Consider the following 26747-nt stretch of genomic DNA (forward strand, 5'->3'; position numbering starts at 1 on the left):
GGCGGGTCGCCGCTAGAGCTCCAGCGCCTCCGCGACGTCTAGCCGCGTGGACGAGCCACCGCTTCGACGAGCCACCGCGAAGCAGCCCAGCGCGATGACGGCGAGGCCGGTCATGATGCCCGCGAGCGGCACTGCGGTGTCCTCCCCTCCGAGGCTGACGAGCGGCGAGACGAGCCCGGCGAGGGCGAACTGCAGCGCGCCGAGCACCGCCGACGCGAAGCCCGCGGCGTGGCGGGCGGCGGCGAGGGCCAGGGCCGTCGCGTTGCCGAACACCAGGCCGAGGCTGGCGACGGCGACGAACAGCGGCAGGGCGAGCCAGCCGGCGGGCACGGGCGCCAGCGCGATGATGAGGACCGCGACAGCCGAGAGCAGCACGAGCGTGAGACCGAGGCCGAGCAGGCCGCGCACGGAGCGGGTCGCGGCGAGCCGCGCGGAGATGCCGCTGACCACCGCGAGCGCGAGGGCGTTGGCGCCGAAGGCCACGCCGTACTGCACCTCGCTCAGCCCCATCTGGACCTGGTAGACGAACGGCGACGCCGAGATGTAAGCCATCATCACGGCGAACGCGAAGCCGAACGCGAGGGTGTTGCCGAGGTAGGCGCGGGAGCGGAGCTCGCCCTTCCCGGCGGACGTCCGAGCGCGCAGCTCCCGCATCTCGGCGCGGCGCGCGGCGGGGTGCGTCTCGCGGACCACGACGATCACGCCGATGAGCATCGCGACGGCGAGGGCCACCACGATCCACAGCAGGCCGCGCCATCCGAGGGTGCCGACGAGCAGGCTGCCGAGCAGCGGGGCGATGACCGGGGCGATGCCGCCGACGAGCATCATGAGGCTGAACGCGCGGGCGGCTGCCTTGCCGGAGGACAGGTCGCTGATGATCGCCCGGCCGATGACCATCCCGGCGGCGCCGGCGAGCCCCTGCACGAGACGCGCCGCGACGAGGATCTCGACCGTGGGGGCGGTCGCTGCGACGACGCTCGCCGCGACGCACAGCACGGCGCCGGCCAGGAGCGGCCGGACGCGGCCGACCCGGTCGGAGAGCGGCCCGAAGACGAGCTGGCCGGCTGAGATGCCGACGAGGAACGCGGTGAGGGTGAGCTGCACGCTGGTGGCGTCGGTGGCGAGCTCGGCGGCCATCGTCGGGAAGGCCGGCAGGTAGAGGTCGGTCGCGAACGGGGCGACGGCGGACAGCAGCGCCAGGACGAGCAGCAGCCCTGAGGTGATCCCCCCGCGGCTGGCTGCGGGGGTGGTGGGGATGGCGGTGTCCGCGGCTGCGGGGGTGTTCATGGGGCTGACGACTCCTGGCATAGTGATGAAAACATAACTATAGATCAGTAAGGGCCTTGGCTAGGCTGAGCCGATGCCCGCCGACGACGTCCGAGCCCCAGCCGCCGCCTCAGCCGACCGCGCGCAAGCGGCGATGGCCGAGCTGGCGGACCTCGTGCTGGTGCTGGCCCGGGACCTCGCTCAGGTCGCCTGCGACGACGTCGTCGAGCTCACGCCCACCGAGGCCGCCGTGATCCGCTGCATCGACAGGCACCCCGCCGCGACCCCCAGCGCCGTCGCCCAGGCGACCGGGCTGCATCGGAGCAACCTCAGCGTCACGCTCCGCTCGCTCGAGGCCAAGGGCATGGTGGACCGCAGCCACGACAGCCAGGACCGGCGCAGCGTGCTGCTGCGCCCCACCGCGCTGGCCCATGAGCAGGTGGCCCGCCTCCGCGCCGCGTGGGCCGCGCGCGTCGCCGAGGGGCTCGGGGACGCCTCGGGCGACAACGACACACGGCAGGCCGTCGAGGCGGCGGTGGCACTGCTGACCCGCCTCGAGGCAGGGCTCGGCCCCAGCAGCCCGGGCCGCCCTGGGCCTAGCCGCTGATCGGGACGGGCCCCCGCCCCCACCCGGCGTCGACGGACTGACGGCACCTGTCGGGCTCGTCGCCCACGCCAATGAAGACGGCTGTGAGCAGTGGGACCGCATGCCGGAGGGTGTCGGCGGGCAGCGGCCCGTTGGTGACGAGCGAGACCAGCCCGTGCCCGATGGCCCAGCACTGGGTGGCCAGGTCGAGCGGCACGATGTCGGGCTCGAACCGGCGGGCGTCACGGGCGCGCCGCGCGGCGTCGACCATGCACTCGAGGGTCGCGTCCGCGGCGGCGAGGTCCTCGAGCTCGAAGTTCGCGTCGAACATGACGCGGTAGAGATCGGGGTGCGCGAGGGCGAGCCGCACATACGACGCGACGTAGGCCGTCAGGTCGGCGACCGCGTCGGGCGTGGCGGCCACGGAGGCGAATGACGCCGCGAGCCGGGTGAACCCCTCCTGGCGCAGCGCCTTCCACATGCCGTCCATGCCACCGAAGTACGTGTAGACGGCCATGGTCGAGACGCCGGTCCCCGCCACCAGCGAGCGCAGGGTGATGGGCTCCCGGACGCGGAGCATGTGCGCCGCCCGCTCGAGGATCTGCGTCCTGATCGCCGGGTCTTTCGCGCGCGCCATGTCCCCACCGTAACATTGCATAGCGATGCTATGTTGTTTTGACGGCGCCGCCACGGGCCATCCGATCCACCCCTGCCCCATCACCAAGGAGTGCCATGCCCGTCTCGCTGATCAACCCCGCAGGGCTGCCCGAGGTCCCGCTGTACCGCCATGTCTCCGTCGCCACCGGCTCACGGCTGGTCCACCTGGCCGGCCAGGTGGCGGTCGACGCCGATGGCCAGCTCGTCGGCGACGGCGACTTCGCGGCCCAGGTCAAGCAGTGCTACCGCAACATCGCCACAGCGCTGGCCTCGGCGGGCGCCGGCTTCGACGACGTCGTCAAGCTCACCTGCTACCTCGTCGACTGGACGCCGGAGAAGCTCCCGGTGTTCATGGAGGCGATCGAGCAGGTCGCCGCGGAGCTCGGGATCGACGTGCCGAAGCCGCCGTTCACCGGGATCGGCGTGACGACGCTCGCAGGGCCCGGCCTGCTCGTCGAGATCGAGGCCGTCGCCGTCCTCGACTAGGAGTCCTCGCGGCGGCCCGGCTCCCGGCGACGCGGACCCGGGCCGCCGCGACAACACCCCATGCGCGGGGCGACGCTGGAAGGAAGTGCTCCACCGTCGGCGCGCCGGTCGCCGCGGCGCCGGCGAGGAATGAGGACTCCTCATGGCCCAGCACCAGATCGGCTACCTCGTGGGCAGCCTGTCGAGCCGTTCCATCAACCGGATCCTGTCGAAGGCGCTGGTCAGGCTCGCGCCCGACGACCTGGCCTTCACCGAGATCCCGATCAAGGACCTGCCGCTCTACAACTACGACCTCGACGCGGACTTCCCGCCCGAGGCGCGCGACTTCAAGGCGGCGATCACCGCCTCCGACGGCATCCTGTTCGTGTCACCCGAGTACAACCGGTCCATCCCCGGCGGCCTGAAGAACGCGATCGACTGGGGCTCGCGCCCCTGGGGCCAGAACGCCTTCGCGCGCAAGCCCACGGGGATCATCGGGGCCTCGGTCGGCGGGATCGGCACCGCGGTGATGCAGGCGTCGATGCGCAGCGTCCTGAGCTTCCTCGACGCCCCGCAGATGAACGCGCCCGAGGCGTACATCACCTTCCGGCCCGAGGTCTTCGCGGAGGACGGCGAGGTCAAGGACGAGTCCACGGCGACGTTCCTGCGGCACTTCGTCGAGGAGTACGCGGCGTTCGTCCAGCGCGTGCTCGCGGCCAACGCGCCCGGGCACATCGGCGACCCCGAGGGCTAGGCGTCCGACGTGAGGATGACGAGCTGCTGCGTCGCGCGGGTCATCGCGACGTAGCGGTCGACCGACCCCTCGACCCCCTCGCCGAACGCCTCAGGGTCGACGAGGACGACGAGGTCGAACTCGAGCCCCTTCGACAGCTCCGGGGTCAGCGACCGCACCCGGGGAGACCCCGCGAACGCCGGGTCGCCGATGACGCAGGCGACCCCCTCGGCGTGTGCGGCGAGCCACCCGTCGAGCACCGCGTCCAGGTCGCGCGTCGATCCATGCCTGACGGGGACCCCGGTGCGGCGGATGGAGGCCGGCACGTTGGCGTCGGGCAGCACAGACCGGATGACCGGCTCGGCCTCCGCCATCACCTCCTGCGGCGTCCGGTAGTTGACGCCCAGGGACGCGAGGCCCACCCGGTCGAGCCCGATCCGCGCGAGCCGCTCATGCCAGGACTCCGTGAAGCCGTGCCGTGCCTGGGCCCGGTCGCCGACGATGGTGAGGCTCCGCGACGGGCAGCGCTGCAGCAGCATCTGCCACTCGGCGTCGGTCAGCTCCTGCGCCTCGTCCACGACGATGTGCGCGAACGGCCCGGCGAGCGCGTCGCGGGCGGCGGCGGGCGCATCGGACGGATCGACCAGGGCGTGCTGCAGGTCGTCGCCGCGCAGCATGTGCATCACGCCCAGCGTGGAGTCGTCCGCCTCGATGAGGTCGCCGATGACGTCTGCCATCCGCGCGCGCTCGGCGGCGACGGCTGCCTCGTGGCGCTGTGCGCGCCGGGACGCGCCGGGGTCGCCGAGCCGCCGTCGGGCCGCGTCGAGGAGCGGCAAGTCCGACACCGTCCACGCCTGGGCGTCCGCACGCTGCAGCGTCCGCACCTCGTCGGCGCTCAGCCACGGAGCGCATAACCGCAGGTAGGCGGGCACCGACCACAGGTCGCCGACGAGCTCGCCCGGCTCGAGCAGCGGCCATGCGCGGTGCAGCGCCGCCCGCAGCCCGGGGTCCCGCCGCAGCGACGCTCGCACCTGGTCGGGTGTGGCCTCGGCGTCGTGCGGGCCGCCCGGGTCCCCGACGCGCAGGCCCGGGTCCCGCGCGCCATCCAGCCCGTAGGCGTCCTGGTCCCCGGCGTCCAGGCCATCCCCCACGTCGTCATACCCGTCGAGGTCGCCGGACCCCGGGTCGTGCTTGTCCATCAGGATCGCGATCAGCGCGTCCCACACCTGCTCGCGCGCCTCGTTGTGCGGGATGCCGGACTCGGGAGCCTCGAATGCCTCGGCCCAGTCGTCGGCGCTCACCCAGACGTCGGCCCAGGGCGTCGTGACGGCCATCCCCTCCGTGGGCGGCCGCTCGGAGAACCGGACCGCCGCCTCGATCGCGTCGACCATCTGGGCGGAGGACTTCAGGCGCGCCACCTCCGGATCGGCCTCGACGACCGCGGCGGCCCCCTCCGCGACGAGGTCCCGCAGCGTGCAGGTCGCCACCCCCTCCTCCCCGAGGCTGGGGAGCACATCGGCGACATAGGCCAGATACGGCTCATGGGGGCCGACGAACAGCAGGCCGCCGCGACGGTGGCCGAGCCGCGGGTCGGAGTAGAGCAGGTAGGCGGCGCGATGCAGCGCGACCACCGTCTTCCCGGTGCCCGGGCCGCCGTCGACGACGAGGGCGCCGCGTGACCCGGCGCGGATGATCGCGTCCTGGTCGGCCTGGAGGGTGCCGAGCACGTCGCGCATCCTGGCCGAGCGGTGGGCGCCGAGGCTGGCGATGAACGCGGACTGGTCGTCGAGGGCCGGGTGGTGGTCGATCCCGGCGTCGTCGGCGGCGAACACCTCGTCCCAGTAGTCGCTGACCCGCCCACCGGTCCAGCGGTACCTGCGGCGGCTCGTCAGGCCCATCGGGTGGGCGTGCGTCGCGGCGAAGAACGGCTCGGCGGCGGGTGAGCGCCAGTCGATCAGCAGCCGCCGGCCCGAGTCGTCCGCGAGGCCGAGCCGCCCGACGTACACGGGCTCGGGATCGTCCGCGCCCACCATGCGCCCCAGGCACAGGTCCGCGCCGAAGCGGCGCAGCGCGCGCAGCCGGGCGGTCAGCCGGTGGACCTCCTGGTCCCTGGCCAGCGCCTCCTGGCCACTGCCGCCCGGCGCCCTGCGCTCGACGTCGAGGCGGTGCGACAGGTCCTGGATCGACAGATCGAGGCTCTCCACGACCGCCGCGAGATGCCGCGCGTCGGCGGCGACCAGCGCGGGGTCCGCCTTGGCGGCGAGACGGTCGGGCAGGTCGAACACGCTCACAGTCACCGGGTTCACGTCATCAGCTCCACGTCTCGCCACCCGCCCCCCGCGGGCCCTGGCGTCGGGCGACGAGTCTGCGCGCCGATCCGGGGCTTGCCGCAAGCCCCCCGGCGCGCTATACGTTGGATACGGCAGGGAGGACATCCCGCTCAGTGCCGGATGCGCGTCGGCGCCTCATCGGCAACCCCGCACCCCGCCCTTCACCGCCACCGCCAGCACCGCCTCCACGAGCGCCGCGCCCTCGACGAGGACGTCGTCGTTGTGGCCCGCGCCCGGCACCTCGACCTCCACGACCTCGGCGCCCGCCGCCCGCGCGGTCTGTGCGACGTCCCGGCTCTGAGCGGCGGGCACGATCGCGTCGTCCGTGCCGTAGACCACGGCGGTGGGCACGCCGAGCCGCCCGACGTTCTCGCGCACCAGGTACCGGTCGCGCAGCAGCCAACCGACCGGCACGCGGTACAGGGAGTGGCCCACCTCGTCGAGGGACGTCAGCGGGGAACGCAGCACGAGCGCGGCCGGTGGGTGCTCGACGGCGAGCTCGGAGACCACCCCTGTGCCCAGGCTCTCGCCCAGGTAGACCAGGTCCTGCTCCTCGATGCCCGCCTCGTCGAGCAGGTAGGCGCGGGCCGCGCGGACGTCGCGCGCGAGCCCGGCCTCCGTGGGCCTCCCCGGGTTCCCCCCGTAGCCGCGGTAGTCGAACATCAGCACCCCGAACCCGTGCTCGTTGAGCGCCTGCGCCAGCCGCACCCGGCCCGCGCGGTTGCCGCCGTTGCCGTGGGCCAGGAGCACCGCGGCCCGGCACGTCCCCGAGCGCGGCAGCCACCAGGCGCCCAGCGCCAGGCCGTCCGTGGTGCGCAGCGTCACCTCCCGCGCCCCGGGGAGCCGGTCGGCCACCGGCGGCACGGGCGTCCGGTCCGGGTGGTACACGAAGGACTGCTGGCCGACCCACACCGCGCCCACGAGCATGAGCACGACAACGGGGAGCGCCACCAGCGGCGCCTTCCACCTCGCCCCCGCAGGTGTGGCCACGGTTCCAGGGTGAGGCTGAACCGGCCGGCCCGCGACCCACGCGCGATGTCGCAGGTGGCGGGCTCCCCGGATCCCGACACCCGTGCGCGCCGCATGTCCAGGCCCAATCGTCCCGGCCATCGCGCCCGCGCGGCGCCTAACGTCAGGGCAGACCCCCTCGTCGTGGCGCCTGCCCTGCGCCAGCCCTGCCTGGGCGCCACTCGCAGCCCGTGCCACGATGACGAGGACCAGTCGAGCGGCAGGCGGCGCCTGCCAGAAGGAGTGTCACCATGCCGGATCACCTCCCTGACGTGTACGTCGGATTCCGCAGCCGGTTCCCCGACGTCGCCCAGAGCCAGGACGCCCTCGCGCAGGCCGTCGACGCAGCCGGCCCCCTCGACGAGAAGACGACGCGCCTGGTGAAGCTCGGCATCGCCCTGGGCTCCCAGGCCGACGGCGCCGTGCGGTCGAACGTGCGCAAGGCGCTGGCCGCCGGCGCGACGGTGGCGGAGGTCGAGCAGGTGGTCCTGCTGGGCATCACGACCCGGGGCTTCCCCGCGACGGTCGCCGCCTGGCAGTGGATGTCCGAGGTCGTCGAGGGAAGCCAGGAGACGGATCAGGCATGAGCGGCGCGAGCACGAGTGGCGCACAGCGCGACCGGGGCGACGAGACCCAGAAGATGGCCGTGATGAACGCCTGGCTGGACCAGGTGTGCGCCGAGTTGGACGTGGACCGCGCCGTGCTCGACGCGAACACCATGCCGCTGCTGCAGCTCATCAACCATGTGGCCCACGGCCCCAGCCGCCCGGGGGCTCCGGTGACGGCGTTTCTCGTCGGGCTCGCTGGCGCGGGCGCCTCCACCGACCCGGCCGAGCAGGCCCGCGCGGTCGGCGAGCGCATCGCCGCCGTGGAGCGGCTCGTGGCGGCCTGGGACCCGAGCAGCGTCGCCGCCGAATGACCAGCCGTTCGAGGCGATGGGCCCTCGCGGGCCTGGGCGTGGCCGGAGTTGTGCTGGCCCGCCGGGCGTCGCTGCGCTGGGGCGCCACCGACAGCGAGCTGGCCACCGGCCTTCCCGGCGACGACCTGGTGCCCGACGCGCGGCTGGTGGCGACCCGCGCGATCACCGTGCGCGCCACCCCGGCGGACGTGTGGCCGTGGGTGGTGCAACTCGGCCAGGGCCGGGCGGGCTTCTACAGCTATGACGCGCTGGAGAACCTGGTGGGCTGCGACATCCACAGCTCGGACCGCATCGTGCCCGCATGGCAGGGCCTGGCCGTCGGCGACGAGGTGCGGCTGCACCCCGACGGCGGGCTGCGCGTCGAGGTCGTGGAGCCCGGGCGCGCGCTCGTGCTGCGGGCCGACGACCCCACCGGGAAGTCGCCCGTCGAGTTCAGCTGGGCCTTCGTGCTGTGCGAGGGCCCCGGCGGCACGACGCGCCTGGTGGTCCGCGAGCGCTACGGGTACGCGGCGCCGTGGTCGGCGCTGCTCGTCGAGCCCATCGAGTGGGTCAGCCTCCTGATGACGCAGCGGATGCTGCGCGGCATCAAGCAGCGCGCCGAGCGCGAGGCGGGCAGCGCCACGGCCTGAGCCCGGCGCGCGCCACCCCGACGCGGACTGCGCGCGTCGGGCGTCGAGGTCGCTGGCGTAGCGTCGGGCGCGTGGCAGACGCGCAGACACCCCTCGACCCGGCGCCCTCGGTCACGGTGCTGACCGGCGCCGGCATCTCCACCGGATCAGGCATCCCCGACTTCCGGGGCCCGAACGGCGTGTGGACCCGCGACCCGCAGGCCTCGCGCCTCCTGGAGCTCGACTGGTACCTGGCGGAGCCCGACATCCGCCGCCGGGCCTGGCAGATGTGGCGGGACCACCCGCTGTGGACGGCGCAGCCGACCCCGGGCCACCTCGCGCTGGCGGACCTGGACCGGGCGGGGGCGCTGCGGGCCGTCGCCACGCAGAACTTCGACGGCCTGCACCAGCGGGCCGGCCTGCCCGCGTCGAAGGTGCTCGAGCTGCACGGCAGCCTGACGGGGTCGCGCTGCCTGCGATGCTCGGCGCCGGAGCCGACGGCCGAGGTGATGGCGCGGCTCGACGTCGACCCGGATCCGCACTGCGCGCGCTGCGGTGGCCCGCTGGCCACCGACGTGGTGATGTTCGGCGAGCCACTGCCCTCCGACGTGCTGGACGCCGCCGTCGAGGCCGCCGCGTCCTGCGACGTGTTCGTCGCCGTCGGCTCGACGCTCACCGTGCAACCGGCCGCGAGCCTCACCTCCGTCGCGGCGGAGGCGGGCGCCCGCATCGTGATCGTGAACGCGGAGCCCACGCCGTACGATCGGCTCGCCGAGACCGTCGACCGGCGGCCCATCGAGGTGGCCCTGCCGGCGCTCGTGCGGGACCTGCTCACCACCTGAGCGGATCCCGCCCCGGACGGCGCCCACGACGACCTGACGCGCACCTCCACGGCTGCGCCTGCTTGAGGGATGGACACCGCGCCCGATGGACGCCCCACACACGGACACCGCGCTCCCCGACGCCCCGCCGACGGGCGACGCCCGGCGTGATCGCGTGTCGACCCCTGCCGTGCCCGAGGCCGATCAGGCGCACTCGGTGCTGGGCGCGCTGCGCTCCGGCAAGCGGCTGCGCACCGAGGTGCTGGGCGGCCTGGTGGTGGCGCTGGCCCTGATCCCCGAGGCGTTGTCCTTCTCGATCATCGCCGGGGTCGACCCGCGGCTCGGCATCTTCGCGTCGTTCACGATGGCCGTCTCGATCGCGTTCCTGGGCGGCCGCCCGGCGATGATCTCGGCGGCGACGGGCGCCGTGGCGCTGGTCGTGGCCCCGGTGGTGCGCGATCACGGGGTGGACTACCTGATCGCCACGGTGATCCTCGCGGGAGTGGTGCAGGTCGCGATGGGCGTGCTGGGGGTGGCCCGCCTGCTGCGGTTCATCCCGCGCTCGGTGATGATCGGGTTCGTCAACGCGCTGGCCATCCTGGTGGTGCTGTCCCAGCTCCCGTACCTCACGGGCGTCCCGTGGGCGGTGTACGCGCTGGTCGCCGCGGGGATCGCGATCACCGCGCTGCTCCCCCGCCTGACCACTGCCGTGCCGGCGGCGCTGGTGGCGATCGTGCTGCTGACGGTGGTCACCGTCGCGGCGGGGCTGGCCGTGCCGAACGTCGGCGACCAGGGCGAGCTGCCGAACGCGCTGCCCACGCTGCTGCTCCCCCAGGTCCCGCTCACCCTGGAGACGCTGGGCATCATCGCGCCGTACGCGCTGGCCATGGCGCTGGTGGGCCTGCTGGAGTCGCTGATGACCGCCAAGCTGGTCGACGACGTCACCGACACCCACTCGAACAAGAGCCGTGAGGCGTGGGGGCAGGGCGCGGCGAACATCATCACCGGGTTCTTCGGCGGCATGGGCGGCTGCGCGATGATCGGCCAGACGATGATCAACGTGAAGGTGTCCGGCGCCCGCACCCGGATCTCCACGTTTCTCGCCGGGGTGTTCCTGCTCGCCCTGGTGGTCGGCCTGGGCGACGTGGTGGGCCTGATCCCGATGGCGGCGCTCGTCGCCGTGATGGTCATGGTCTCCGTGGCGACGTTCGACTGGCACTCGATCCGCCCGTCCACGCTGCGCCGCATGCCGCTCAGCGAGACGGCCGTGATGGTGACGACCGTGGCCGTCGTGGTGGCCACCCACAACCTGGCGATCGGCGTCATCGCGGGGGTGCTGGTGGCCACGGTGCTGTTCGCGCGCCGCGTCGCGCACCTCACCCAGGTCACCCGTCGCGCCACCGACGAGGGCTGCGAGTACGTCGTCACCGGGGCGCTGTTCTTCGCATCGTCGAACGACCTCGTCTACCAGTTCGACTACGCGGGCGACCCGGAGCACGTGGTCATCGACCTGTCCGGCGCGCAGGTCTGGGACGCGTCGACCGTCGCGACGCTCGACGCCATCACCACCAAGTACGCGGCGCGCGGCAAGCAGGTGGTCATCACCGGGCTCGACGGGGCCTCCGCCGATCGGCACCGGCGCCTCACGGGGAACCTCGGCGCCGCAGGCTGACCTGGAGCCCCGAGGGCTACGCTTGACGGGCGCGTCAACAGTGACGGAAGTCACCACCGGGCGTCCTGATAACGTCCCTCACGAGTCATCCCTGAGTGAACGGACCACACGCATGCCCACCGCCCTCGCGCCCACTCCGGCCTTCATCGCCGGCCTCCCCAAGGCCGAGTTGCACCTGCACCTCGAGGGGACCCTCGAGCCCGACCTCAAGCTCGCGCTGGCCCAGCGCAACGGCATCGAGCTGGACCAGAAGACCGTCGCCGAGGTCCAGGCCACCTACGAGTTCAACGACCTGTCCAGCTTCCTCGCCGTGTACTACCCGGCGATGGAGGTGCTGCGCACCGAGCAGGACTTCTACGACCTGGCCCTCGCGTACCTGCGCCGCGCCACCGACCAGGGCGTGCGCCACGTCGAGATGTTCTTCGACCCGCAGGCCCACACCACCCGTGGCGTGCCGTTCGCCGACGTGGTCACCGGCTACCACCGGGCCACCGTCGACGCCCGCGCGGAGCTGGGCATCTCCTCGGCGCTCATCATGTGCTTCCTGCGGGACCACAGCGCCGAGTCGGCCGCGCAGACCCTCGAGGCCGCCACCCCGTACCTGGACCTCATCGTGGGCGTGGGCCTGGACTCCGACGAGCGGGACAACCCGCCGCGCAAGTTCGCCGACACGTTCGCGCGCGCCCGCGAGCTGGGCCTCAAGCTCACGATGCACTGCGACATCGACCAGGTCGGCAGCATCGAGAACATCCGCCAGGTCATCGAGGAGATCGGCGTCGACCGCATCGACCACGGCACCAACATCGTCGAGGACCCGTCCCTCGTCGCCGTGGTCCGCGAGCGCGGCATCGGCCTGACGTCCTGTCCGGTGTCGAACAGCTTCGTCACCGACGACATGAAGGCCGCTGAGATCGTCCAGCTGCTGCACGACGACGTGAAGATCATGATCAACTCCGACGACCCGGCGTACTTCGGCGCCTACGTCGCCGGCAACTACGACGCCCTCGTCGCGAAGGCCGGGCTCAGCCTGGACGACGTGGTGCGGCTCGCGAAGAACTCCTTCGAGGCGTCGTGGCTCGACGACGACGCGAAGGCCGGCTACCTCGCCGAGATCGACGCGTACGTGGCCCGCGCCACCGCCTGACACCAGGGCAGAACACAGAGCGGCCGTGCCCCGTCCGGGGCGCGGCCGCTCTGTTGTCTCACGCGGTCGTCTCGCGCGCCACACGCCCGTCGGGCGTCCTGCTCAGTCGAGCGCCACCAGCACGTCCGCCCGATCCCGCCCGAGCGCCACCAGCGCGGTGTTCCGCTCGTCCACCTGCTCGACCCACGCCCGCGCCGCAGGCTCGGACCGTCCGTGCCGGATGTGCCGGTCCACGAGCCGCGCCACGCGCACCGCGTCGTCCACGTCGAGGTACCAGCACTCGTCGAGCAGCGGGCACACCTGCTCCCAGCCGCCCGCGTCATGCAGCAGGTAGTTCCCCTCGGTGAGCACGACGCGCACGTCGGGCCCGAATGGCAGCGCGCACGCGATGGGCTCCTCGAGCGTCCGGTCGAAGGCCGGGACGTACACGGTGGCCACGGTGTCGGCACGCACCCGCGTCAGGGCGTTCACGTAGCCGTCGACGTCGAAGGTGTCCGGGGCGCCCTTGCGGTCGGCCCGGCCCAGCCGCTCCAGCTCCCGCTGCGCGAGGTGGAAGCCGTCCATCGGCAGCACCCGCGCCTCGGCGCCCAGCAGCGCGGCGAGCCGCTCGGACACAGTCGACTTGCCCGCCCCCGGCGGGCCCACGATGCCGATGACGACGCGCTGGCCAGGGCGCCCCTGGGCCAGGCGCCTCACACGGTCGGGCAGCTCGGCGACGGTCAGTCGAGGGGTCACGCCCCCATGGTGACGGATGCGCCGCGGGCCGAGCGCGCGGCGCCCGCCCGCGCGGCCACCAGGCGGCTCGTCTCCGCGGACGGCGCGACGCCGAGCCGGCGGCGGAGCACCGCCGCGCACTGCGCGTAGGCGTGCAGCGCCTCGGCCAGGTTGCCCTCCGCGAGGTGGATGCGGATGACTGTGCGGTGCGCGCTCTCCCGCAGCGGGTCGCTGCGCAGCGCGATCAGCGCCGCCTCGAGCGCCAGGCCGAACTGCCCGCACCGCGCGAGTTGCTGGGCGCGGGCCTCCAGCACGTGCAGCCGGAGCTGGCGCAGCCGCTCGCGGTCGGCCGCGAGCCACTCGTCGTCCCAGCCGGGCAGCAGGTCCCCGTCGCCGAACCGCGCGGGATCGAGGTCGCCGTCGCGCGCCTGAGCGGCACGGCGCGTGGGATCGGCGGAGGCGCGCCCGGGATCGTCGCCCTCGGGCGCCCGGCCACGCGCCGCCATGACCGCATGCGCCCCCTGGACCAGGTCGGTGATGTCCACGTCCACGTCGGGGCCGAGCACCACCGAGTCGTGGGCCGTGCCGATCAGCCCGTGCGCGAGCTGGTTGGCCCGCCAGATCGCCGTGCGCAGGCTCGCGAGCGCCCGCGCCTCCGAGGCGTCGGGCCACAAGACCGCCGCGAGCCTCCCCCGACGGCAGCGACCGCGCAGCGCGAGCACGGAGACGATCCGCTGGGTGGCGGCCGGAGCCTCCACGTCCTGCCCGTCGACCACGAGCCGGAACCCGCCCAGCAGCCTGACTTGGTGGCGCGCCACCTGTTCCACGGCACCCTCCCCCTTGGCGCCCCGCCACCCCGCGTCGCGTGGCAGGTCGAGCAGATCACAGGTCGCCCGTTGGCGCGCGCCGACCCCGCCGCAGTGGCCGACGGACTGCGGGCCCGGGACGACGGGACCGCTGGTGACGAGGCCGTGACGCGCCGGTGACGGGCCCCGCCGGCATGTGGCTTCTGCATCCTCGCGGTGTGCGCCCCGCATGGATCTGCGTGGCAGCACCGCCCCGGCAGGCCCTACGCCTAGACTCGCGCCCGTGATCTTCAAGGCGGTGGGCGAGGGCAGACCCTATCCGGACCACGGGCTCGTGACGCCCAAGCAGTGGGCCGAGGTCGCCCCGCGGCAGGTGCGGCTCGACGAGTTGGTGACCACCAAGGGCACCCTGAACCTCGACAACCTGCTGTCCGAGGACTCCACCTTCTACGGCGACCTGTTCGCGCATGTGGTGCAGTGGAGGGGTGTGATGTACCTGGAGGACGGCCTGCACCGCGCGGTGCGGGCGGCCCTGCACCAGCGTCCGATCCTGCACGCCCGTGTGCTCGTGATCGAGACCGCCGGACGAGAAGACCGCACAGGCGAGACCACCGAGTGAGCGAGACGACCGAGTGAACGAAGCAACGAGGCCATGACCACCGATCCGGATCGCGCCCGAGACCTGCGCCGACGACGCATGCACGAACGCCAGGCGGGGATCTTCGGCCTCCTCCTCGCCGGCCTCGCGGTGGCCGGCATCGGCTCCGCCGCCGTGTTCACGGGGGCCGTGGACCTGCCGTTCCTGGCACGCGACTTCAGCACCGCGACTCCCACGCCGGGTGTCGGCTCGGTCGTCCCGTGCCCCCCGGCCGGCGCGCTGCCCGTGGCGGTCGGCGAGGTCGCGGTGAACGTCTACAACGGCTCCAACGCGAGCGGCCTGGCCTCCTCGACGGGGACCTTGCTGACCGAGCGGGGTTTCGCGGTCGTCACGGTCGCGAACGCGACGCTCCGGCTCGGCGACGCCGCGCGGCTGTCCTTCGGCGCGTCTGGCGTCGCGGCGGCGTACACGCTCGCCGCGCACCTCGACGACCCGGTGATGGTGCTCGACGAGCGGCAGGACGCCACCGTCGACCTGATCGTCGGCGAGCGCTTCAACGACCTGCGCCCCGTGGAGGAGGTCGTCCTCGACCCGGCGCAGGAGCTGGTCGGCGCGGTGGGCTGCCGGCCCGTCGAGGAGGTCGTCCCCGCTCCAGCCCCGTCCGTCGCCACCTCGTCGGAGCCGGGCGCCGAGGACGTCCCCGCGGATGAGGAGCCTGTCGAGGGCGAAGTGGTGGTCGAGGGCGAGTAGCCCGCAGCCGCCATCCCCACGAGACGACAACGAGGCCGGGCCACCCGTCGGGTGGCCCGGCCTCGTTTTGTGTCGGCTGGTGCGGCGTCAGGCCTGCGGCGCCCGGCCAGCGCCCTCGAGCTCGGTGCCGTTCGGCACGGACGCCGGGCTCGCGGCCTCCTGGGAGGTGCCACGCCAGCGGGCCAGCGCGTTCATCAGGTGGTAGACGCCGATGGCCGCGGCGGAGCCGAGCGCGATGCCCTCGAAGGTGATGTCGCCCGCCACCCACGTGTAGTTGGCGATGCCCACGATGAGCGCGACGGCCGCCGTGGTCAGGTTCACCGGGTTGGAGAAGTCGACCTTGTTCTGCACCCAGATCCGGGCGCCGAGGATGCCGATCATCCCGTAGAGCACCGTCGTGGCGCCGCCGAGCACCCCCGCGGGGATCGTGGCGATGAGCGCGCCGAACTTGGGCGACAGGCTCAGCACGAGCGCAGTGGCCGCGGCCACCCAGTAGGCGGCCGTCGAGTAGATGCGGGTGGCGGCCATGACGCCGATGTTCTCGGCGTACGTGGTGGTGCCGGAGCCGCCGCCCACGCCGGCCAGGGTGGTGGCGATGCCGTCGGCGACCAGGGCGCGCCCGGTGAGCGGGTCCAGGTCCTTGCCGGTCATCGCGGACACCGACTTCACGTGGCCGACGTTCTCCGCGATGAGCACGAGCACCACGGGCACGAACAGCCCGAGCACGGCCAGGTCGAACGTGGGCGTGATGAAGGTGGGCAGGCCGAACCAGGACGCCTTCTCCACGGAGGTGAAGTCGACCTCGCCGCGGATCGCCGCGACGACGTAGCCGATGAGCACGCCCACCAGGATCGCGAGCCGACCGAGGATGCCGCGGAACAGCACGGTGGTGAGGATGATCGCGAACAGCGTCACCAGGGCGGTGATGGGCGCCGCGCGGAAGCCCGAGGTGCACGACTCGACGATCTCGCCGCCGACCACGGACTCGCTGCAGGTGCCCCAGGCGACGGGCGCGAGGTTGAGCCCGATGAGAGCGACGATCGAGCCGGTGACCACCGGCGGCATGACCTTCTCGATCCAGTGCGCCCCCGCGACGTGCACCACCAGGCCGATGGCGGTGAGCAGCAGGCCGGTGACGACCACGCCGCCCAGGGCCACGGACTCGCCGCCGGAGGCGGTGGCCGCCGTGATGGGCGCGATGAACGCGAAGCTCGACCCGAGGTAGCTGGGGAGCTTGTTCCCGGTGATGACCAGGAACAGGACGGTGCCGACAGCCGAGAAGAACAGGGTCGTCGCGGGCGACAGGCCGGTGATGATGGGCACCAGGAACGTCGAGCCGAACATGGCCACGACGTGCTGCATGCCGATGCCGATGGTGCGCGGCCAGCTCAGCCGCTCATCGGGGGCGACCACTGCGCCCGTCCGGACCGTGCGCCCGTCTCCGTGCACGCGCCATCCGATACTGCTCACGTAGGGGACTCCTTCAATGTGGTGAGTGGCCGGGTCCGCCCCGTCGGCCTCTGGCCGCGACCCGTGCAGAGAGTAGCGACCTGAGGTGGGCGTGCCCGACGCCCGTCCATTCGCTGCCCCGCCGGGAATGGCCGCCGGATAGCATGGGCGGACGCCTGCCGGGCGCGACGACTTCTCGTCGCGCCCCTCCTGTTGAGCCGTCCGGAGGTTCCCCTGAGCACCGGCCGCCTGCTGCGCTCGCGCGCGGCCCTGTGGACGGCGTTCGTGGTGGCCCACCTGTGGGTCGCGTTCGCCGGGACGGTGCTCCAGGGCCGGTCCTTCTTCAACGACGTCGAGCTGTACCGGGAGTGGATGCGGCTCGGCGTCCAGCAGGGCGCCTGGCCCGTGCTGTCCGGCGAGTGGGTGTACCCCGCCGGCGCCATCGTGCCCATGGCGCTCGCCGGGCTGATCACCACCACGAGCACGTGGGGCTACCAGGTCGCCTGGGTGATGTTGGTGGCGACGCTCAACGGGCTCGCCATCGTCGCGCTGCTGCGGGCCCGCACCGCCGACGGCGCCGCGCCCTCGGTGGAGCCGGCGCGCGGCGCCTGGTGGTGGCTGGCGTTCATCGCCGGGCTGGGCCCCGTCGCGGTGGGGCGGCTCGACGCGATCGTGGCGCCGGTGGTGATCGTGGCGCTGCTGGTCGCCGCCCGCAGGCCCTGGGTCGCGTCGGCCCTGCTGACCGCCGGGGCGTGGATCAAGGTGGCGCCGGGGGCGATCCTGCTGCCGCTGGTGCTCGCGGTGCGGCGGCCGTGGCGTGACGTGGTGCTGCCCGCGGCGCTGGTGTGCGCGGCGGTGGCGGGCGCCGTGGCGGCGGGCGGCGGGCTGCCGAACCTCACGAGCTTCCTCACCCAGCAGGGCTCCCGGGGCCTGCAGATCGAGTCGGTGGGCGCCACCGGGTGGGTGCTGTTCGGGATGTTCTCCCCCGTCGTGGACCGCTACCTCAACGTCGAGCTGATCACCTGGGAGGTCGGCGCGCCGGGCACGGCGGTCGCCGCCGACGCGCTCGGCGCGCTGCTGCCGCTCGGGCTGGCCGCCGCTGCGGCGCTGCTGTGGTGGGCCCGCCACCGCGGCCACCCGGAGCGCCGCTGGGCGACGTCCGAGGAGTTCGTGGTGCGCGGCGCCCTCCTCGTCGCCACCGTGCTGATCGTGTTCAACAAGGTGGGCTCACCCCAGTTCATCGGGTGGCTGGCGCCGCCCGTGGCGGTGGCCCTGGCCTTGGGCCTGCCGCGCTGGCGGCGGACGGCGTGGTGGGTGCTGGGGCTGGCGGTGCTGACGCAGGTCGTCTACCCGCTGCGCTACAACGACGTGCTGTTGGGCGACGCCCCGGGCACGCTCGCGCTGGTGCTGCGCAACGCGCTGCTGGTGGTGCTCCTCGTCGGCACCGCCCACGGCATCTGGCGGGCGGCGCGTCAGCCTCCCGACGATCCGGGACCGCTCCCCGACGCCACCGACGCGACGAACGCGAGCAGGTAGGCGCGCGAGCTGCCGTCGTCGATCGAGGTGTCCGACAGCCCTGGCGCCGCCTCCCACGCCCGCCCGGCCTCATCCGGGCCGGCCATCGCGAGGTACATCAGCAGGTAGTCGCCGAACTTCACGTCGAAGCCGCCCGGCGTCGCCTCCTCGACCTGCGCGATGATCCGGGCCGCCCGGGCGTCCTCGTCGGCGTCGCCCTGCACCAGGTACCCCGCGACAGGGCTCATCGGGATGAGCTGGATCGCGAGCATGGCGGCCGGGTCCGGGCTGAACCAGGTGGCGTAGTCCCGCTTGCCGCCCCAGTTGAGCGCCATGACGTGGTGCCCGAACCCGTCGTACACCGGATCGGCCAGATCAGGCGACGTCCAGTAGGCGCGGGTCGAGGCCGCCTCGGTGGAGGCCAGCCACGCGGCCTGCACCCCGAGCGCGTCCTGCCCCGACGCGGCCGCCCACAGCCCCAGCCCGTTCCAGGCGGTCACCGCCTCCGAGCTGGACTCCTGGTTGTTGCCATCCGCGAACGGCGCGGGGCCCGACGCCCACGCGTGGCCGGCGTACACGTCGAAGGCCCGCAACTGCGGGAACCACTCGGAGCCCTCGGCGGCCGCGACGTCCTGCGCCAGCAGGTCCAGCACGGGCGCCAGCTCGGCGGCGAGGGCCGGATCGTCGGCGGCCAGCAGGCCCGCCGTGGCCAGGAAGTAGCCGTAGTGGAAGTGGTGGTCGTTGAACTCCTCGGAGCCGAAGGAGGGGGTGAGCCCCACGACGCCCCGCGCGTTCTCGTCGTACACGAAGCACCGGGCGTCGCGACGCGCGCAGCCGTCCGGCTCGGTCCACTCGCGGAGTGCCGCCAGGGTCTGCGCGCGCAGCGGCGCCACCACGTCGTCGGCGCCGAGCTGGCGGCCCAGGGTCACCAGCGTCGCGGCGCGGTACAACGACTTCCCGCCGAAGTACGTGTCCGACGGGAACGGCGGCGTCGCGGCGACGTCGGCCGCGAGCTGCGCGACGATCGCGGCACGGCGGTCGTCGGGCACGGAGGCCAAGTCGAGCTCCCCTGCCGCCTCCACCACGGGCGCCCAGGACGTGAGCTGCGAGCCCAGGCACAGCTCGAGGGAGCCGTAGACGCTCGGGTAGGAGCCCAGGTTGCAGCGCTCCCGGCTCGGCTGCTCGCCCTGGCGGTGATGCGGCATGGTCGCGTGCACCGTCTGCGAGCCTGCCGCGGTGCGGTAGGCGATCGTGGTGCGCGCGATCCCGTCGCCCACGCCGTAGGCCACCTCGGAGCCGACCACGGGGTCCACGGCCGCGAGCGCCAGCGCCTCCAGCCCGCCGGAGGGCAGATCGGCGGGAACAGGGAACCAGGTCGTGCTCTGCCCCGCGAGGAGCCGCACGCTCGTGTCCGCGAGGGCGCCACGCGGCGCGCTGAGCATCCACTCGACGCCCCGCACGGTGCTCGAGGCCAGGCCGTCGGTGGCCGGCGCGAACGCCGCGCCGAGCGTCAGCGTGGTGTCGACGGCGGCGGTGAAGCTGACGTATGGGGAGCCCTGTGCGAGGACCACCCGGCCCAGGGGCTGGCCTGCCGCGTCGAGCAGCTCGACGGTGACGGTGGCGGCGTCGTAGGCGCTGACCTGCGCGCGCGCGGCGGCCGCGTCGACGGTCACGGCCGGCACGTGCCCGCCGATGATGAGCTTCTCGCTGGTCTCGGGCTGCGGCAGGCCGATCTCGAAGCCCGAGCCGGTGAGCGCGAACGACGTGGGCAGGGCGAAGACGGGTTGCGGCTGCTCGCCGAACACGAGGCCGCTGAACCAGCGGTTGGTGGGCGGCGTCAGCCCGTCTGCGAGCCGGACCGGGTCGAGCTTCGCGGCGTCCGCGTGCTCGACGCCAGCCACCAGTGCAGCCGGGTCCGCCTGCGGCAGCTCCGCGTCAGGCGGCCCTGCGGGGTTGTCGCCGCCGTCCACGTGCACGGCGCCGTCGAGGGCGTCGACGTCCCGTGGCCCCGCGCCGCCCAGCACCATGGCGGTGGCGACCACCAGGACGCCGGCCACGAGCACGCCGAGCGCGATCAGCACGCTGCGCCGCCCCGTCACAGGCCTGCCTCGCGCAAGTAGCCCCGGACGGCTTCCACGGCCCGGGTCACGACCCCGTCGTTGCGCAACGCCAGCTCGGCGGTCACGGGCGTGCCCGCGGCGACCAGCCCGTTGGCGTCGCCCTTGACCAGGTCGTCGGAGCGCACCTTCACCACGGCCTGCGCGGCGCTGGCCACCGTCTGCACGGAGACCTCCTCGACATGCCCGGCCAGGCGCTGCTGGTTGGGCAGCACGATGGTCACGTGCGCCGCGTCCTCGACCCGCGCGTAGTCCTTGGCGCTGAGCGTGTACTCGGCCTGCACGTACAGGCTGTCGGCCTTCTCCACGACGGCCAGGTCGCCGACCGCCTCGACGAACGTGCCGCGCTCCGCCTTGAGGGTGACGATCGTGCCGGGGCCGGTGGCCTTGACCACGAGCCGTCCCTCGGCGTCGACGGCGCTCGCGGCGGTCTCCACCGGGGCGAAGCCGATCTCGCGGTCGTGGCGGAGCGCCGCGCTGTCGATGACGAACAGCGCGTCGCCCTCCTCGACGACGTCGCCGGGCTCCACGAGCTGGTCGACGACCAGCCCCGCGTATGGGGATCCCACGTGGTACGTCAGCGCGGCGATCTGCGCGGAGGAGCTGCCGGCGCGGCCCTCCCGCTCGTTCAGGTGGTAGGTGAGCAGGAGGGTCACGGCGAGCACGGTCAGCAGCCCGAACGTCAGGCGAAGGCGGTTGCTCCAGGTCATGCGGCACCTCCGGAGGTCAGGGCGGCGGCCCGCCGCGATGTGCGCGCCTCACGCGCGGCGGTCACGACGAAGGCGCCGAGGATCAGGGTGTTGGTGGTGTTCCAGGCCAGGGCCAGCGAGAGGGACCCGTTGCCCAGGTCCTTCCAGGCGCCCACCACCGAGGTCAGCAGCAGGAAGACGAAGAACAGCACCTGCGGCATCATGAAGTTGAACGGGGAGGCGGCGCGGCCCAGGCTGCCGGTCACGTGCCACTGCTGCTCGCGGCGGAAGAACGCGTTGACGAGCGCGCGGGTGTAGATCGGGAACGACACGGTGGCGAGCATCAACGTCTCCCACCGGAACGACCCGAGGGTGTAGAACGCCACGACGATCTGCATCACGTAGAAGCCCGCGTAGGCCAGCGCCCAGGTGAGCGGCGACATATGGAGCTGCATGGGCGTCAGGCCGAAGTACACCTGCAGCGGCGGCACGAGGAGCAGCAGCAGGGGCGCGATGCCCGTGAGGTAGTGCGTGGACGTGACCCAGTACTGCAGCCGCTGGTCGAGCGTCAGGTTGCGCTTCTTGGACAGCGGGTTGTGGGTGAACATGATCTCGAAGCCGCCGGTCGCCCAGCGGAGCTGCTGCTTGGTGTACGCCTCGACCGTCTCGGGGGTGTCCCCCACGGCGAGCGACATCGGTATGTAGATGGAGCGCCAGCCCGCCTCGTGCAGCCGCAGCGACGTCCACACGTCCTCGGACTTCGAGTCGGCGTACATGCCGCCGACGTCCTGGATCGCCCGCCGCCGGAAGATCACGTTGGTGCCGACGCAGAACGCCGAGTTGAACTTGTTCCGGCCCGGCTGGATGTACCGGTAGAACACGGCCTGCATGTACCCCGCGCCCCGCGAGATGAGGTTGTGCAGGTTGCCGTAGGTCTGCGGAGTCTGCACGAACGCCACATCCGACGTCGCGAAGAACGGCACCGTCTCGTGCAGGAACTCGGGCTCGGGCACGAAGTCGGCGTCGAAGATGACGAACAGCTCGCCCCGCGTGATGGTCAGCGCGTGGTTGATGTTCCCGGCCTTGGCGCCGTTCTTGCTGAGCCGGCGCACGTACCGGGCGCCGAGCTCGGCGGCGAGGTCGCGCACCTCGTCCGAGCGGCCGTCGTCGAGCACCCACGTCATGTGCTCGCCCTGCATCGCGAGGGCGGCGGTGACGGTGCGGCGGATGGTGGCGAGGTCCTCGCCGTAGGTCGTGATGAACACGTCGATGCCCACCGGGCTGCCGTGCAGGCGCATCGGCCAGTGGCGCGGGTTGTCCGCCGTGCCGTCGCGCAGGATCTCGTCCATGTCGTACAGGGCGTCCTGGGCGTGGTGGAACGCGAAGCCGCGCGGGTTGTGCCCGCTGGAGAGCATCGTCCACAACGACAGCAGCGCGTGGACGATGAGCACGGCCTCGGCGGTGATGACCATGGACCAGGGCAGCCAGTCGCCGCGGTTGCCGGGGTTCAGCAGGAAGACCGCGTACAGCAGCACCCCGGCGCAGGCCAGCGCGACGAGCAGCATGAACGACGGCGAGTGCGCCGCCTCGTTCTCCGGGGTGCGGGTGGGGCGGCCGTGCGGGACGTCGGTGGTGCGCGGCTCGGAGACGAGCCGGTCGAACGCGGTTGCTGTCATCTGGTTCTCCAACGTCGGGCCGGTGCGGAGGCGGCGGGTCAGCTGACCCGTCACCTAGGGCGGCGGCGGCGTTGGCGTCTAGTGCACCGGGGCCTGCGATGCGGCATCGGAGATGTGGAGAAAAGCCGCATCTCCCCCGGTGGGTACGCACAGAACGTAACAGCGATGGGCGACTTGTCTAGGCCTGTCCGCTCTGCATGGGGCCGTCGGCGGCGGCCTGACGACGCCCCGGCGCGGGTGAACCTGCGGGCGTTCCCGCAGGTCAGCGGGCTGCCGTGTGCCGCACAAGAGGCCCGATCGGGTCATCCCATGAGAATCTCGACATACGAGACCTACCACCTGGTCGCTGTCTGCCGCGGGCACGGCCGGCAGCACAGACGACAGCAGCCCCTCCCGGGACCCGGGAGGGGCTGCGACACACGTCAGATCAGCCGAGCTGCGGCAGGACCTCCTGCGCGACCAGCTCGAGGTGGTCCAGGTCATGCAGGTCCAGGACCTGCAGGTACACCCGCGAGACGCCCAGCTCGGCCAGGGCCCCGATCCGGTCCACCACAGCCGACGGCGTGCCCGCGAAGCCCACCGAGCGCACCTCGATCGGGTCCCGGCCGATCGCCGCCGCGCGGCGGTCCACCTCGGCGTCGTCCCGCCCGACGCACGCCACCAGCGCCACCGACATCACCAGCGACTCCGGGTCGCGCCCGATGTCGCGGCACGCCGCGCGCACCCGCTCGAGCTTGGGCGCGACGTCCGCCAGCTCGGGGAAGCCCAGGTTGAACTCGGACGCGTACTTGGCGGCCAGCGCCGGGGTCCGCTTGGGGCCGTGACCGCCGACGATGATCGGCACCCCCGCCCGGGACGGGTCCAGCGGCGAGGCCTGCACCGGCTTCGGCAGCGCCGGGGAGTCCGTGAGCGTGTAGTGCTCGCCGGCGTGCGAGTAGCGCTCCCCCACGGGCGTGCTCCACAACCCGGTGACGACCTCGAGCTGCTCCTCGAGCCGCCCGATCCGCTTGTCCGGGTACGGGATGCCGTACGCGGTGTGCTCGGCCTCGAACCAGCCGGCGCCGAGGCCCAGCTCGACCCGCCCGCCGGACATCTCGTCGACCTGGGCGACCTGGATCGCGAGGATCCCCGGCGGCCGGAACGTGATCGGCGAGACGAGCGTGCCGAGGCGCACCCGCTGGGTGTCACGCGCCAACCCCGCCAGCGTGGTCCACGCGTCGGACGGGCCGGGCAGGCCGTCGCCCTCGCCCATCCGCAGGTAGTGGTCGGAGCGGAAGAAGCCGTCGAAGCCGAGCTCCTCGGTGGCGGTGGCGACGGCGAGCAGGTCCGCGTACGAGGCGCCCTGCTGGGGTTCGGTGAAAATCCTGACGTCCATCCTCGTACCCTGCCATCTCCCCGCGGCCAAACCCGACCAGGCACATGGCTTTGGCGATCCGCGGCGGGTAGCGTGCGACCCGTGAGGTCGATCCGATGGGCGAGCGTGGCGACGGTGGGCGGCTGTGCGCTCGTGCTGCTGATCTGCGCGATCGCGGCCCTGCGCGGTCGCCCCTGGGCCTGGGCGCCCGGGCTCGTCGCCGCCGCCGTGGGCCTGCGCGAGCTGCGCGCCCTGCAACGCGGCCTGCGCTGAACAGCGCCCACCTTGCAGTGGGCGCCCGCCGACCGTCAGGGAAAGCGGAGCCGGTCGACCATCAGATCGGCCTCGTCCAGGACCTCGCCGGCGGCCCAGGCCATGTCGCGCCTGGACTGGGTGATCGGGCGCAGCACATCTGCCTCGACCAGCCGCTCGACCGTCGCGTAGGCCCGGGCCTGCGACGCACCTGTCAGGCGGGCCACGTCACCGGCATCGACGATCGGGTGGCGGGGCAGCAGCGGCAGCAGCGCAGCCGCCGCCGACCCCGCCCGGGGCCGGATGCGCTCGGCCCACTGGTGCGGCAGCGCGATCAGCCGCTCAGCCGAGACCGTGGCCTCCGCCGTCGCCCGAGAGGCCGCGTCCGCCAGGAAGCCCGCGAACGGCTCGACCTCGCCCTGACGGTAGTCGTTGACCAGCTGGAAGTAGAAGTCGCGGTCGGCCACGATGGCAGAGGCAACCGGCACCGCCATCTCCCGGGTCACGCCGCGGTAGCGCCACAGGGCGTTGATGAGCGACCGGCCGACGCGGCCGTTGCCGTCGGTGAACGGGTGGATGGACTCGAACTGGGCGTGCGCGACAGCTGCCTGCACCACCGGGTCGATGTCCGTGCGCCGCATGAACGCGATCAGGTCGGCCATGAGCTCGGGCACGCGCTCGGGGGCCGGGGGGACGTGAACGGCGCCCCGGGGCGAGCGGTTGGACCCTCCAATCCAGTTCTGCACCGAGCGCAGTTTGCCCGCGTCCCACCGCTCTTCTGGGTCGTCGGCCATGAGCGGGACGTGGGCGGCGAGGATGTCCTGGAGGTCCACGCCGTCGGCGGCGCGGTGCACGAGCAGGTTGAGCCCGTCTATCGCGCCCTTGACGGTTCGAGCGGTCTTCGGAGCTCGGATGCCGTACTGGGCACGGGCCAACTGGTCGACGGTGGTCAGCTCCTCCTCGATGCGCGAGGAGGCGATCGCCTCGGTGCGCAGCAAGAAGGGCTCCAAGGTGGCGACCTGGCCGGCGTAGGTGCGCTCGAGCACGCCGATCTCGACCTCTGCCTGGCGGGCGAGTTCGAGGGTCTCGGCCGACGAGGGCAGGCGCAGGTCGGCGATCAGCGGGGGGATCGAGGCGCTGTACTCGCCGATCTCTGCGCGGCGCCCGCTGCTGGACACCCACGGCAGGGACTCACTGCCATGGGCGGGGATGCCTGCCGGAGTGGCGACTCCCCGGTCCACGCCGGACTCGCCGCGCGCGTGGGAGCGGGACTCACCACCTGTGTGGACGCCAGCGGGCTGGCGAGGCTGAGCGGACATGCGGGGCCTCCAGTAACCGAGAAGATCGCTTCCACTATTCTCGCTTAAAGACATATCCGAGAACAAGGTCCGGGCCGCTCTCGCTTCCAGCAGCCGTGGCCGACAGGCCGGAGAAGTCCGACCTGTGAGGCTGCGTGAGCGCTAGTCGACGGCGTGCCGGAACCACCCGTTGCGAACCGGGTCCCAGACCCCTCCCAGCCTCCCCGACTACGATCGAGCCCATGCCAGAGCATCGCCGGGACATGACCTCGATCTTGCAACTCAGGGATGATTTCACCAGGTTCATGCTCGCGTACCGGTTCGGTCTTGATGAAGTCATGACCAAACTGACGATCCTGCGCGATGAGTTCAACTACGCGCACAGCTACAACCCCATCGAGCACGTCGGCTCGCGGCTCAAGTCCCCGGACAGCATCCTGCAGAAGGCGCACCGCAAGGGGATCCCGTTCACCCTCGAGGACATCAAGTCCCAGATGTTCGACATCGCCGGCGTCCGGGTGACCTGCGCGTTCCAGTCGGACATCTACCGCGTCCGCGACCTGCTCATCGGCCAGCAGGACCTCACGCTGCTCGCCGAGCGCGACTACATCGCCGAGCCCAAGCCCAACGGCTACAAGAGCCTGCACCTGATCGTCCAGGTGCCGGTGTTCATGTCGGACCGGGTCGAGCCGGTGACCGTGGAGATCCAGATCCGGACCATCGCGATGGACTTCTGGGCGAGCCTCGAGCACAAGATCTACTACAAGTACGACAAGGAGATCCCGGCCGAGCTGCTCGCCGAGCTCAAGGACGCCGCCGACGTCGCGAACGCCCTCGACATCAAGATGGAGCACCTGCACAACACAGTGCTCACCATCAAGGGCGCCACCACCGGCGATTCCTCGGCGGACATGCAGGGGCTCGTCCCCTCGCAGCAACTCCTGGAGGCGTTCCTGCGCGAGTCCACCCCCGCGCCGCAGGCGACCGACGACGAGCCCGACACGCACTGACCCGGCCGCTGACCTGGCCGCGGAGCGGGTGCGCCGCCGGCCCCGCAGCGAGTTGTCCACATCCCTCCCGGTCGGTCCCCGAACGTCACCGCGAACTCCTCAGCAGGTCCCCTGACACGCCCAGCCGCCCCCCAGCCGAACCCCTGGGCGCATGGCATGGTGGCCAGATGCCGGACGCCCGAGGCTCAGCCGCCGACGTGCTCGCGGTCAACGACTGGCGTCGCCGCATCGCCGAGCTCTACGCCGATGTCCGCCGCGTCGCCGCTGGTGCCCAGGTCGGCGCCCTTGATGGTGTCGAGGACGTACCGCC

The 26747-nt window shown here is 72.8% G+C and carries 27 protein-coding genes; 15 read left to right on the plus strand and 12 right to left on the minus strand.

Going from position 1 to position 26747, the window contains the following annotated elements; genetic code table 11:
* Positions 1-12: 12 nt before the first annotated feature.
* Positions 13-1287, minus strand: a complete 1275-nt coding sequence (locus tag QUV83_RS16595) for a multidrug effflux MFS transporter (RefSeq protein ID WP_289566034.1) — start codon at positions 1285-1287, stop codon at positions 13-15.
* A 73-nt stretch (positions 1288-1360) separates the two neighbouring features.
* On the opposite strand from QUV83_RS16595, the gene QUV83_RS16600 reads away from it, so the two are divergent.
* On the plus strand, positions 1361-1873 hold the full coding sequence (locus QUV83_RS16600; RefSeq protein ID WP_289566035.1) for a MarR family transcriptional regulator: 513 nt from the start codon (positions 1361-1363) through the stop codon (positions 1871-1873).
* Here QUV83_RS16600 and QUV83_RS16605 read toward each other — a convergent pair.
* Positions 1863-2489 (minus strand): TetR/AcrR family transcriptional regulator, encoded by a 627-nt coding sequence (locus QUV83_RS16605; RefSeq protein ID WP_289566036.1) that lies wholly within the window; start codon positions 2487-2489, stop codon positions 1863-1865. The genes QUV83_RS16600 and QUV83_RS16605 overlap by 11 nt on opposite strands.
* A gap of 95 nt (positions 2490-2584) precedes the next feature.
* On the opposite strand from QUV83_RS16605, the gene QUV83_RS16610 reads away from it, so the two are divergent.
* Positions 2585-2995: a RidA family protein gene (locus QUV83_RS16610; protein WP_289566037.1), complete on the plus strand. Its 411-nt coding sequence runs from the start codon at positions 2585-2587 to the stop codon at positions 2993-2995.
* A 142-nt stretch (positions 2996-3137) separates the two neighbouring features.
* The gene (locus tag QUV83_RS16615) at positions 3138-3728 is read left to right on the plus strand and encodes an NADPH-dependent FMN reductase (protein WP_289566038.1); all 591 of its coding nucleotides are present in this window, start codon (positions 3138-3140) and stop codon (positions 3726-3728) included.
* Here QUV83_RS16615 and QUV83_RS16620 read toward each other — a convergent pair.
* Positions 3725-6013, minus strand: coding sequence for a HelD family protein (locus QUV83_RS16620; RefSeq protein ID WP_289566039.1), 2289 nt, complete (start codon positions 6011-6013; stop codon positions 3725-3727). The genes QUV83_RS16615 and QUV83_RS16620 overlap by 4 nt on opposite strands.
* A gap of 159 nt (positions 6014-6172) precedes the next feature.
* Positions 6173-7027 (minus strand): alpha/beta hydrolase, encoded by an 855-nt coding sequence (locus tag QUV83_RS16625; RefSeq protein WP_289566040.1) that lies wholly within the window; start codon positions 7025-7027, stop codon positions 6173-6175.
* 269 nt (positions 7028-7296) lie between these two features.
* Here QUV83_RS16625 and QUV83_RS16630 point away from each other — a divergent pair, with 269 nt between their 5' ends.
* The 6 genes from QUV83_RS16630 to add all read left to right on the plus strand — a co-directional run bounded on the left by QUV83_RS16630 (position 7297) and on the right by add (position 12209).
* Complete coding sequence (locus QUV83_RS16630; RefSeq protein ID WP_289566041.1) at positions 7297-7632, plus strand: carboxymuconolactone decarboxylase family protein; 336 nt, start codon at positions 7297-7299, stop codon at positions 7630-7632.
* Positions 7629-7964, plus strand: a complete 336-nt coding sequence (locus tag QUV83_RS16635; protein WP_289566042.1) for a DUF6457 domain-containing protein — start codon at positions 7629-7631, stop codon at positions 7962-7964. Before QUV83_RS16630 ends, QUV83_RS16635 begins: the two co-directional genes overlap by 4 nt.
* Positions 7961-8593 (plus strand): SRPBCC family protein, encoded by a 633-nt coding sequence (locus QUV83_RS16640; protein WP_289566043.1) that lies wholly within the window; start codon positions 7961-7963, stop codon positions 8591-8593. The genes QUV83_RS16635 and QUV83_RS16640 overlap by 4 nt, the downstream gene beginning before the upstream one ends.
* 71 nt (positions 8594-8664) lie before the next feature.
* The gene (locus QUV83_RS16645; RefSeq protein ID WP_289566044.1) at positions 8665-9414 is read left to right on the plus strand and encodes an SIR2 family NAD-dependent protein deacylase; all 750 of its coding nucleotides are present in this window, start codon (positions 8665-8667) and stop codon (positions 9412-9414) included.
* An 85-nt stretch (positions 9415-9499) separates the two neighbouring features.
* Entirely contained in the window at positions 9500-11065 is a 1566-nt protein-coding gene (locus QUV83_RS16650; protein ID WP_289566045.1) for a SulP family inorganic anion transporter, read from the plus strand.
* A gap of 112 nt (positions 11066-11177) precedes the next feature.
* Positions 11178-12209 (plus strand): adenosine deaminase, encoded by a 1032-nt coding sequence (gene add, locus QUV83_RS16655; RefSeq protein ID WP_289566046.1) that lies wholly within the window; start codon positions 11178-11180, stop codon positions 12207-12209.
* Positions 12210-12311: 102 nt separating this feature from the next.
* On the opposite strand, the gene QUV83_RS16660 is transcribed toward add, so the two are convergent.
* The gene (locus tag QUV83_RS16660; protein WP_289566047.1) at positions 12312-12944 is read right to left on the minus strand and encodes a nucleoside/nucleotide kinase family protein; all 633 of its coding nucleotides are present in this window, start codon (positions 12942-12944) and stop codon (positions 12312-12314) included.
* The gene (locus QUV83_RS16665) at positions 12941-13741 is read right to left on the minus strand and encodes an AfsR/SARP family transcriptional regulator (RefSeq protein ID WP_289566048.1); all 801 of its coding nucleotides are present in this window, start codon (positions 13739-13741) and stop codon (positions 12941-12943) included. Before QUV83_RS16665 ends, QUV83_RS16660 begins: the two co-directional genes overlap by 4 nt.
* Between QUV83_RS16665 and QUV83_RS16670 the strand changes: the two genes are divergently transcribed.
* The 3 genes from QUV83_RS16670 (at position 13730) to QUV83_RS16680 (ending at position 15077) form a co-directional block, all read left to right on the plus strand.
* Positions 13730-13909, plus strand: coding sequence for a hypothetical protein (locus QUV83_RS16670; protein ID WP_289566049.1), 180 nt, complete (start codon positions 13730-13732; stop codon positions 13907-13909). The two genes, QUV83_RS16665 and QUV83_RS16670, sit on opposite strands and share 12 nt — an antisense overlap.
* 103 nt (positions 13910-14012) lie before the next feature.
* Positions 14013-14348 carry a type II toxin-antitoxin system VapB family antitoxin gene (locus QUV83_RS16675; RefSeq protein ID WP_289566050.1) on the plus strand — a complete coding sequence of 112 codons (336 nt, stop codon included), beginning with the start codon at positions 14013-14015 and terminating at the stop codon, positions 14346-14348.
* Between the two features lie 33 nt (positions 14349-14381).
* Complete coding sequence (locus QUV83_RS16680; RefSeq protein WP_289566051.1) at positions 14382-15077, plus strand: LytR C-terminal domain-containing protein; 696 nt, start codon at positions 14382-14384, stop codon at positions 15075-15077.
* Between the two features lie 87 nt (positions 15078-15164).
* Here the strand turns inward: QUV83_RS16680 and QUV83_RS16685 are convergent, their stop codons facing one another.
* Positions 15165-16547: a uracil-xanthine permease family protein gene (locus tag QUV83_RS16685; protein ID WP_289566052.1), complete on the minus strand. Its 1383-nt coding sequence runs from the start codon at positions 16545-16547 to the stop codon at positions 15165-15167.
* A gap of 192 nt (positions 16548-16739) precedes the next feature.
* Here QUV83_RS16685 and QUV83_RS16690 point away from each other — a divergent pair, with 192 nt between their 5' ends.
* Complete coding sequence (locus QUV83_RS16690; RefSeq protein ID WP_289566053.1) at positions 16740-18062, plus strand: glycosyltransferase 87 family protein; 1323 nt, start codon at positions 16740-16742, stop codon at positions 18060-18062.
* Here QUV83_RS16690 and QUV83_RS16695 read toward each other — a convergent pair.
* From QUV83_RS16695 to QUV83_RS16710, 4 genes are all read right to left on the minus strand, one after another.
* Positions 17999-20122 (minus strand): glycosyl hydrolase, encoded by a 2124-nt coding sequence (locus tag QUV83_RS16695; protein WP_289566054.1) that lies wholly within the window; start codon positions 20120-20122, stop codon positions 17999-18001. The genes QUV83_RS16690 and QUV83_RS16695 overlap by 64 nt on opposite strands.
* A 14-nt stretch (positions 20123-20136) precedes the next feature.
* Positions 20137-20868: an HlyD family efflux transporter periplasmic adaptor subunit gene (locus QUV83_RS16700; protein WP_289566055.1), complete on the minus strand. Its 732-nt coding sequence runs from the start codon at positions 20866-20868 to the stop codon at positions 20137-20139.
* The gene (locus tag QUV83_RS16705; RefSeq protein ID WP_289566056.1) at positions 20865-22523 is read right to left on the minus strand and encodes a glycosyltransferase family 2 protein; all 1659 of its coding nucleotides are present in this window, start codon (positions 22521-22523) and stop codon (positions 20865-20867) included. The genes QUV83_RS16700 and QUV83_RS16705 overlap by 4 nt, the downstream gene beginning before the upstream one ends.
* A gap of 427 nt (positions 22524-22950) precedes the next feature.
* Positions 22951-23898 (minus strand): LLM class F420-dependent oxidoreductase, encoded by a 948-nt coding sequence (locus tag QUV83_RS16710; RefSeq protein WP_289566057.1) that lies wholly within the window; start codon positions 23896-23898, stop codon positions 22951-22953.
* Between the two features lie 81 nt (positions 23899-23979).
* Between QUV83_RS16710 and QUV83_RS16715 the strand changes: the two genes are divergently transcribed.
* Complete coding sequence (locus tag QUV83_RS16715; protein ID WP_289566058.1) at positions 23980-24150, plus strand: hypothetical protein; 171 nt, start codon at positions 23980-23982, stop codon at positions 24148-24150.
* A gap of 35 nt (positions 24151-24185) precedes the next feature.
* Here the strand turns inward: QUV83_RS16715 and QUV83_RS16720 are convergent, their stop codons facing one another.
* Complete coding sequence (locus tag QUV83_RS16720) at positions 24186-25448, minus strand: Fic family protein (RefSeq protein ID WP_289566059.1); 1263 nt, start codon at positions 25446-25448, stop codon at positions 24186-24188.
* Between the two features lie 221 nt (positions 25449-25669).
* On the opposite strand from QUV83_RS16720, the gene QUV83_RS16725 reads away from it, so the two are divergent.
* On the plus strand, positions 25670-26437 hold the full coding sequence (locus QUV83_RS16725; RefSeq protein WP_289566060.1) for a GTP pyrophosphokinase: 768 nt from the start codon (positions 25670-25672) through the stop codon (positions 26435-26437).
* Positions 26438-26747: the final 310 nt, after the last annotated feature.

This window comes from Cellulomonas cellasea (genome assembly GCF_030372105.1).
Lineage (GTDB): Bacteria > Actinomycetota > Actinomycetes > Actinomycetales > Cellulomonadaceae > Cellulomonas_A > Cellulomonas_A cellasea_A.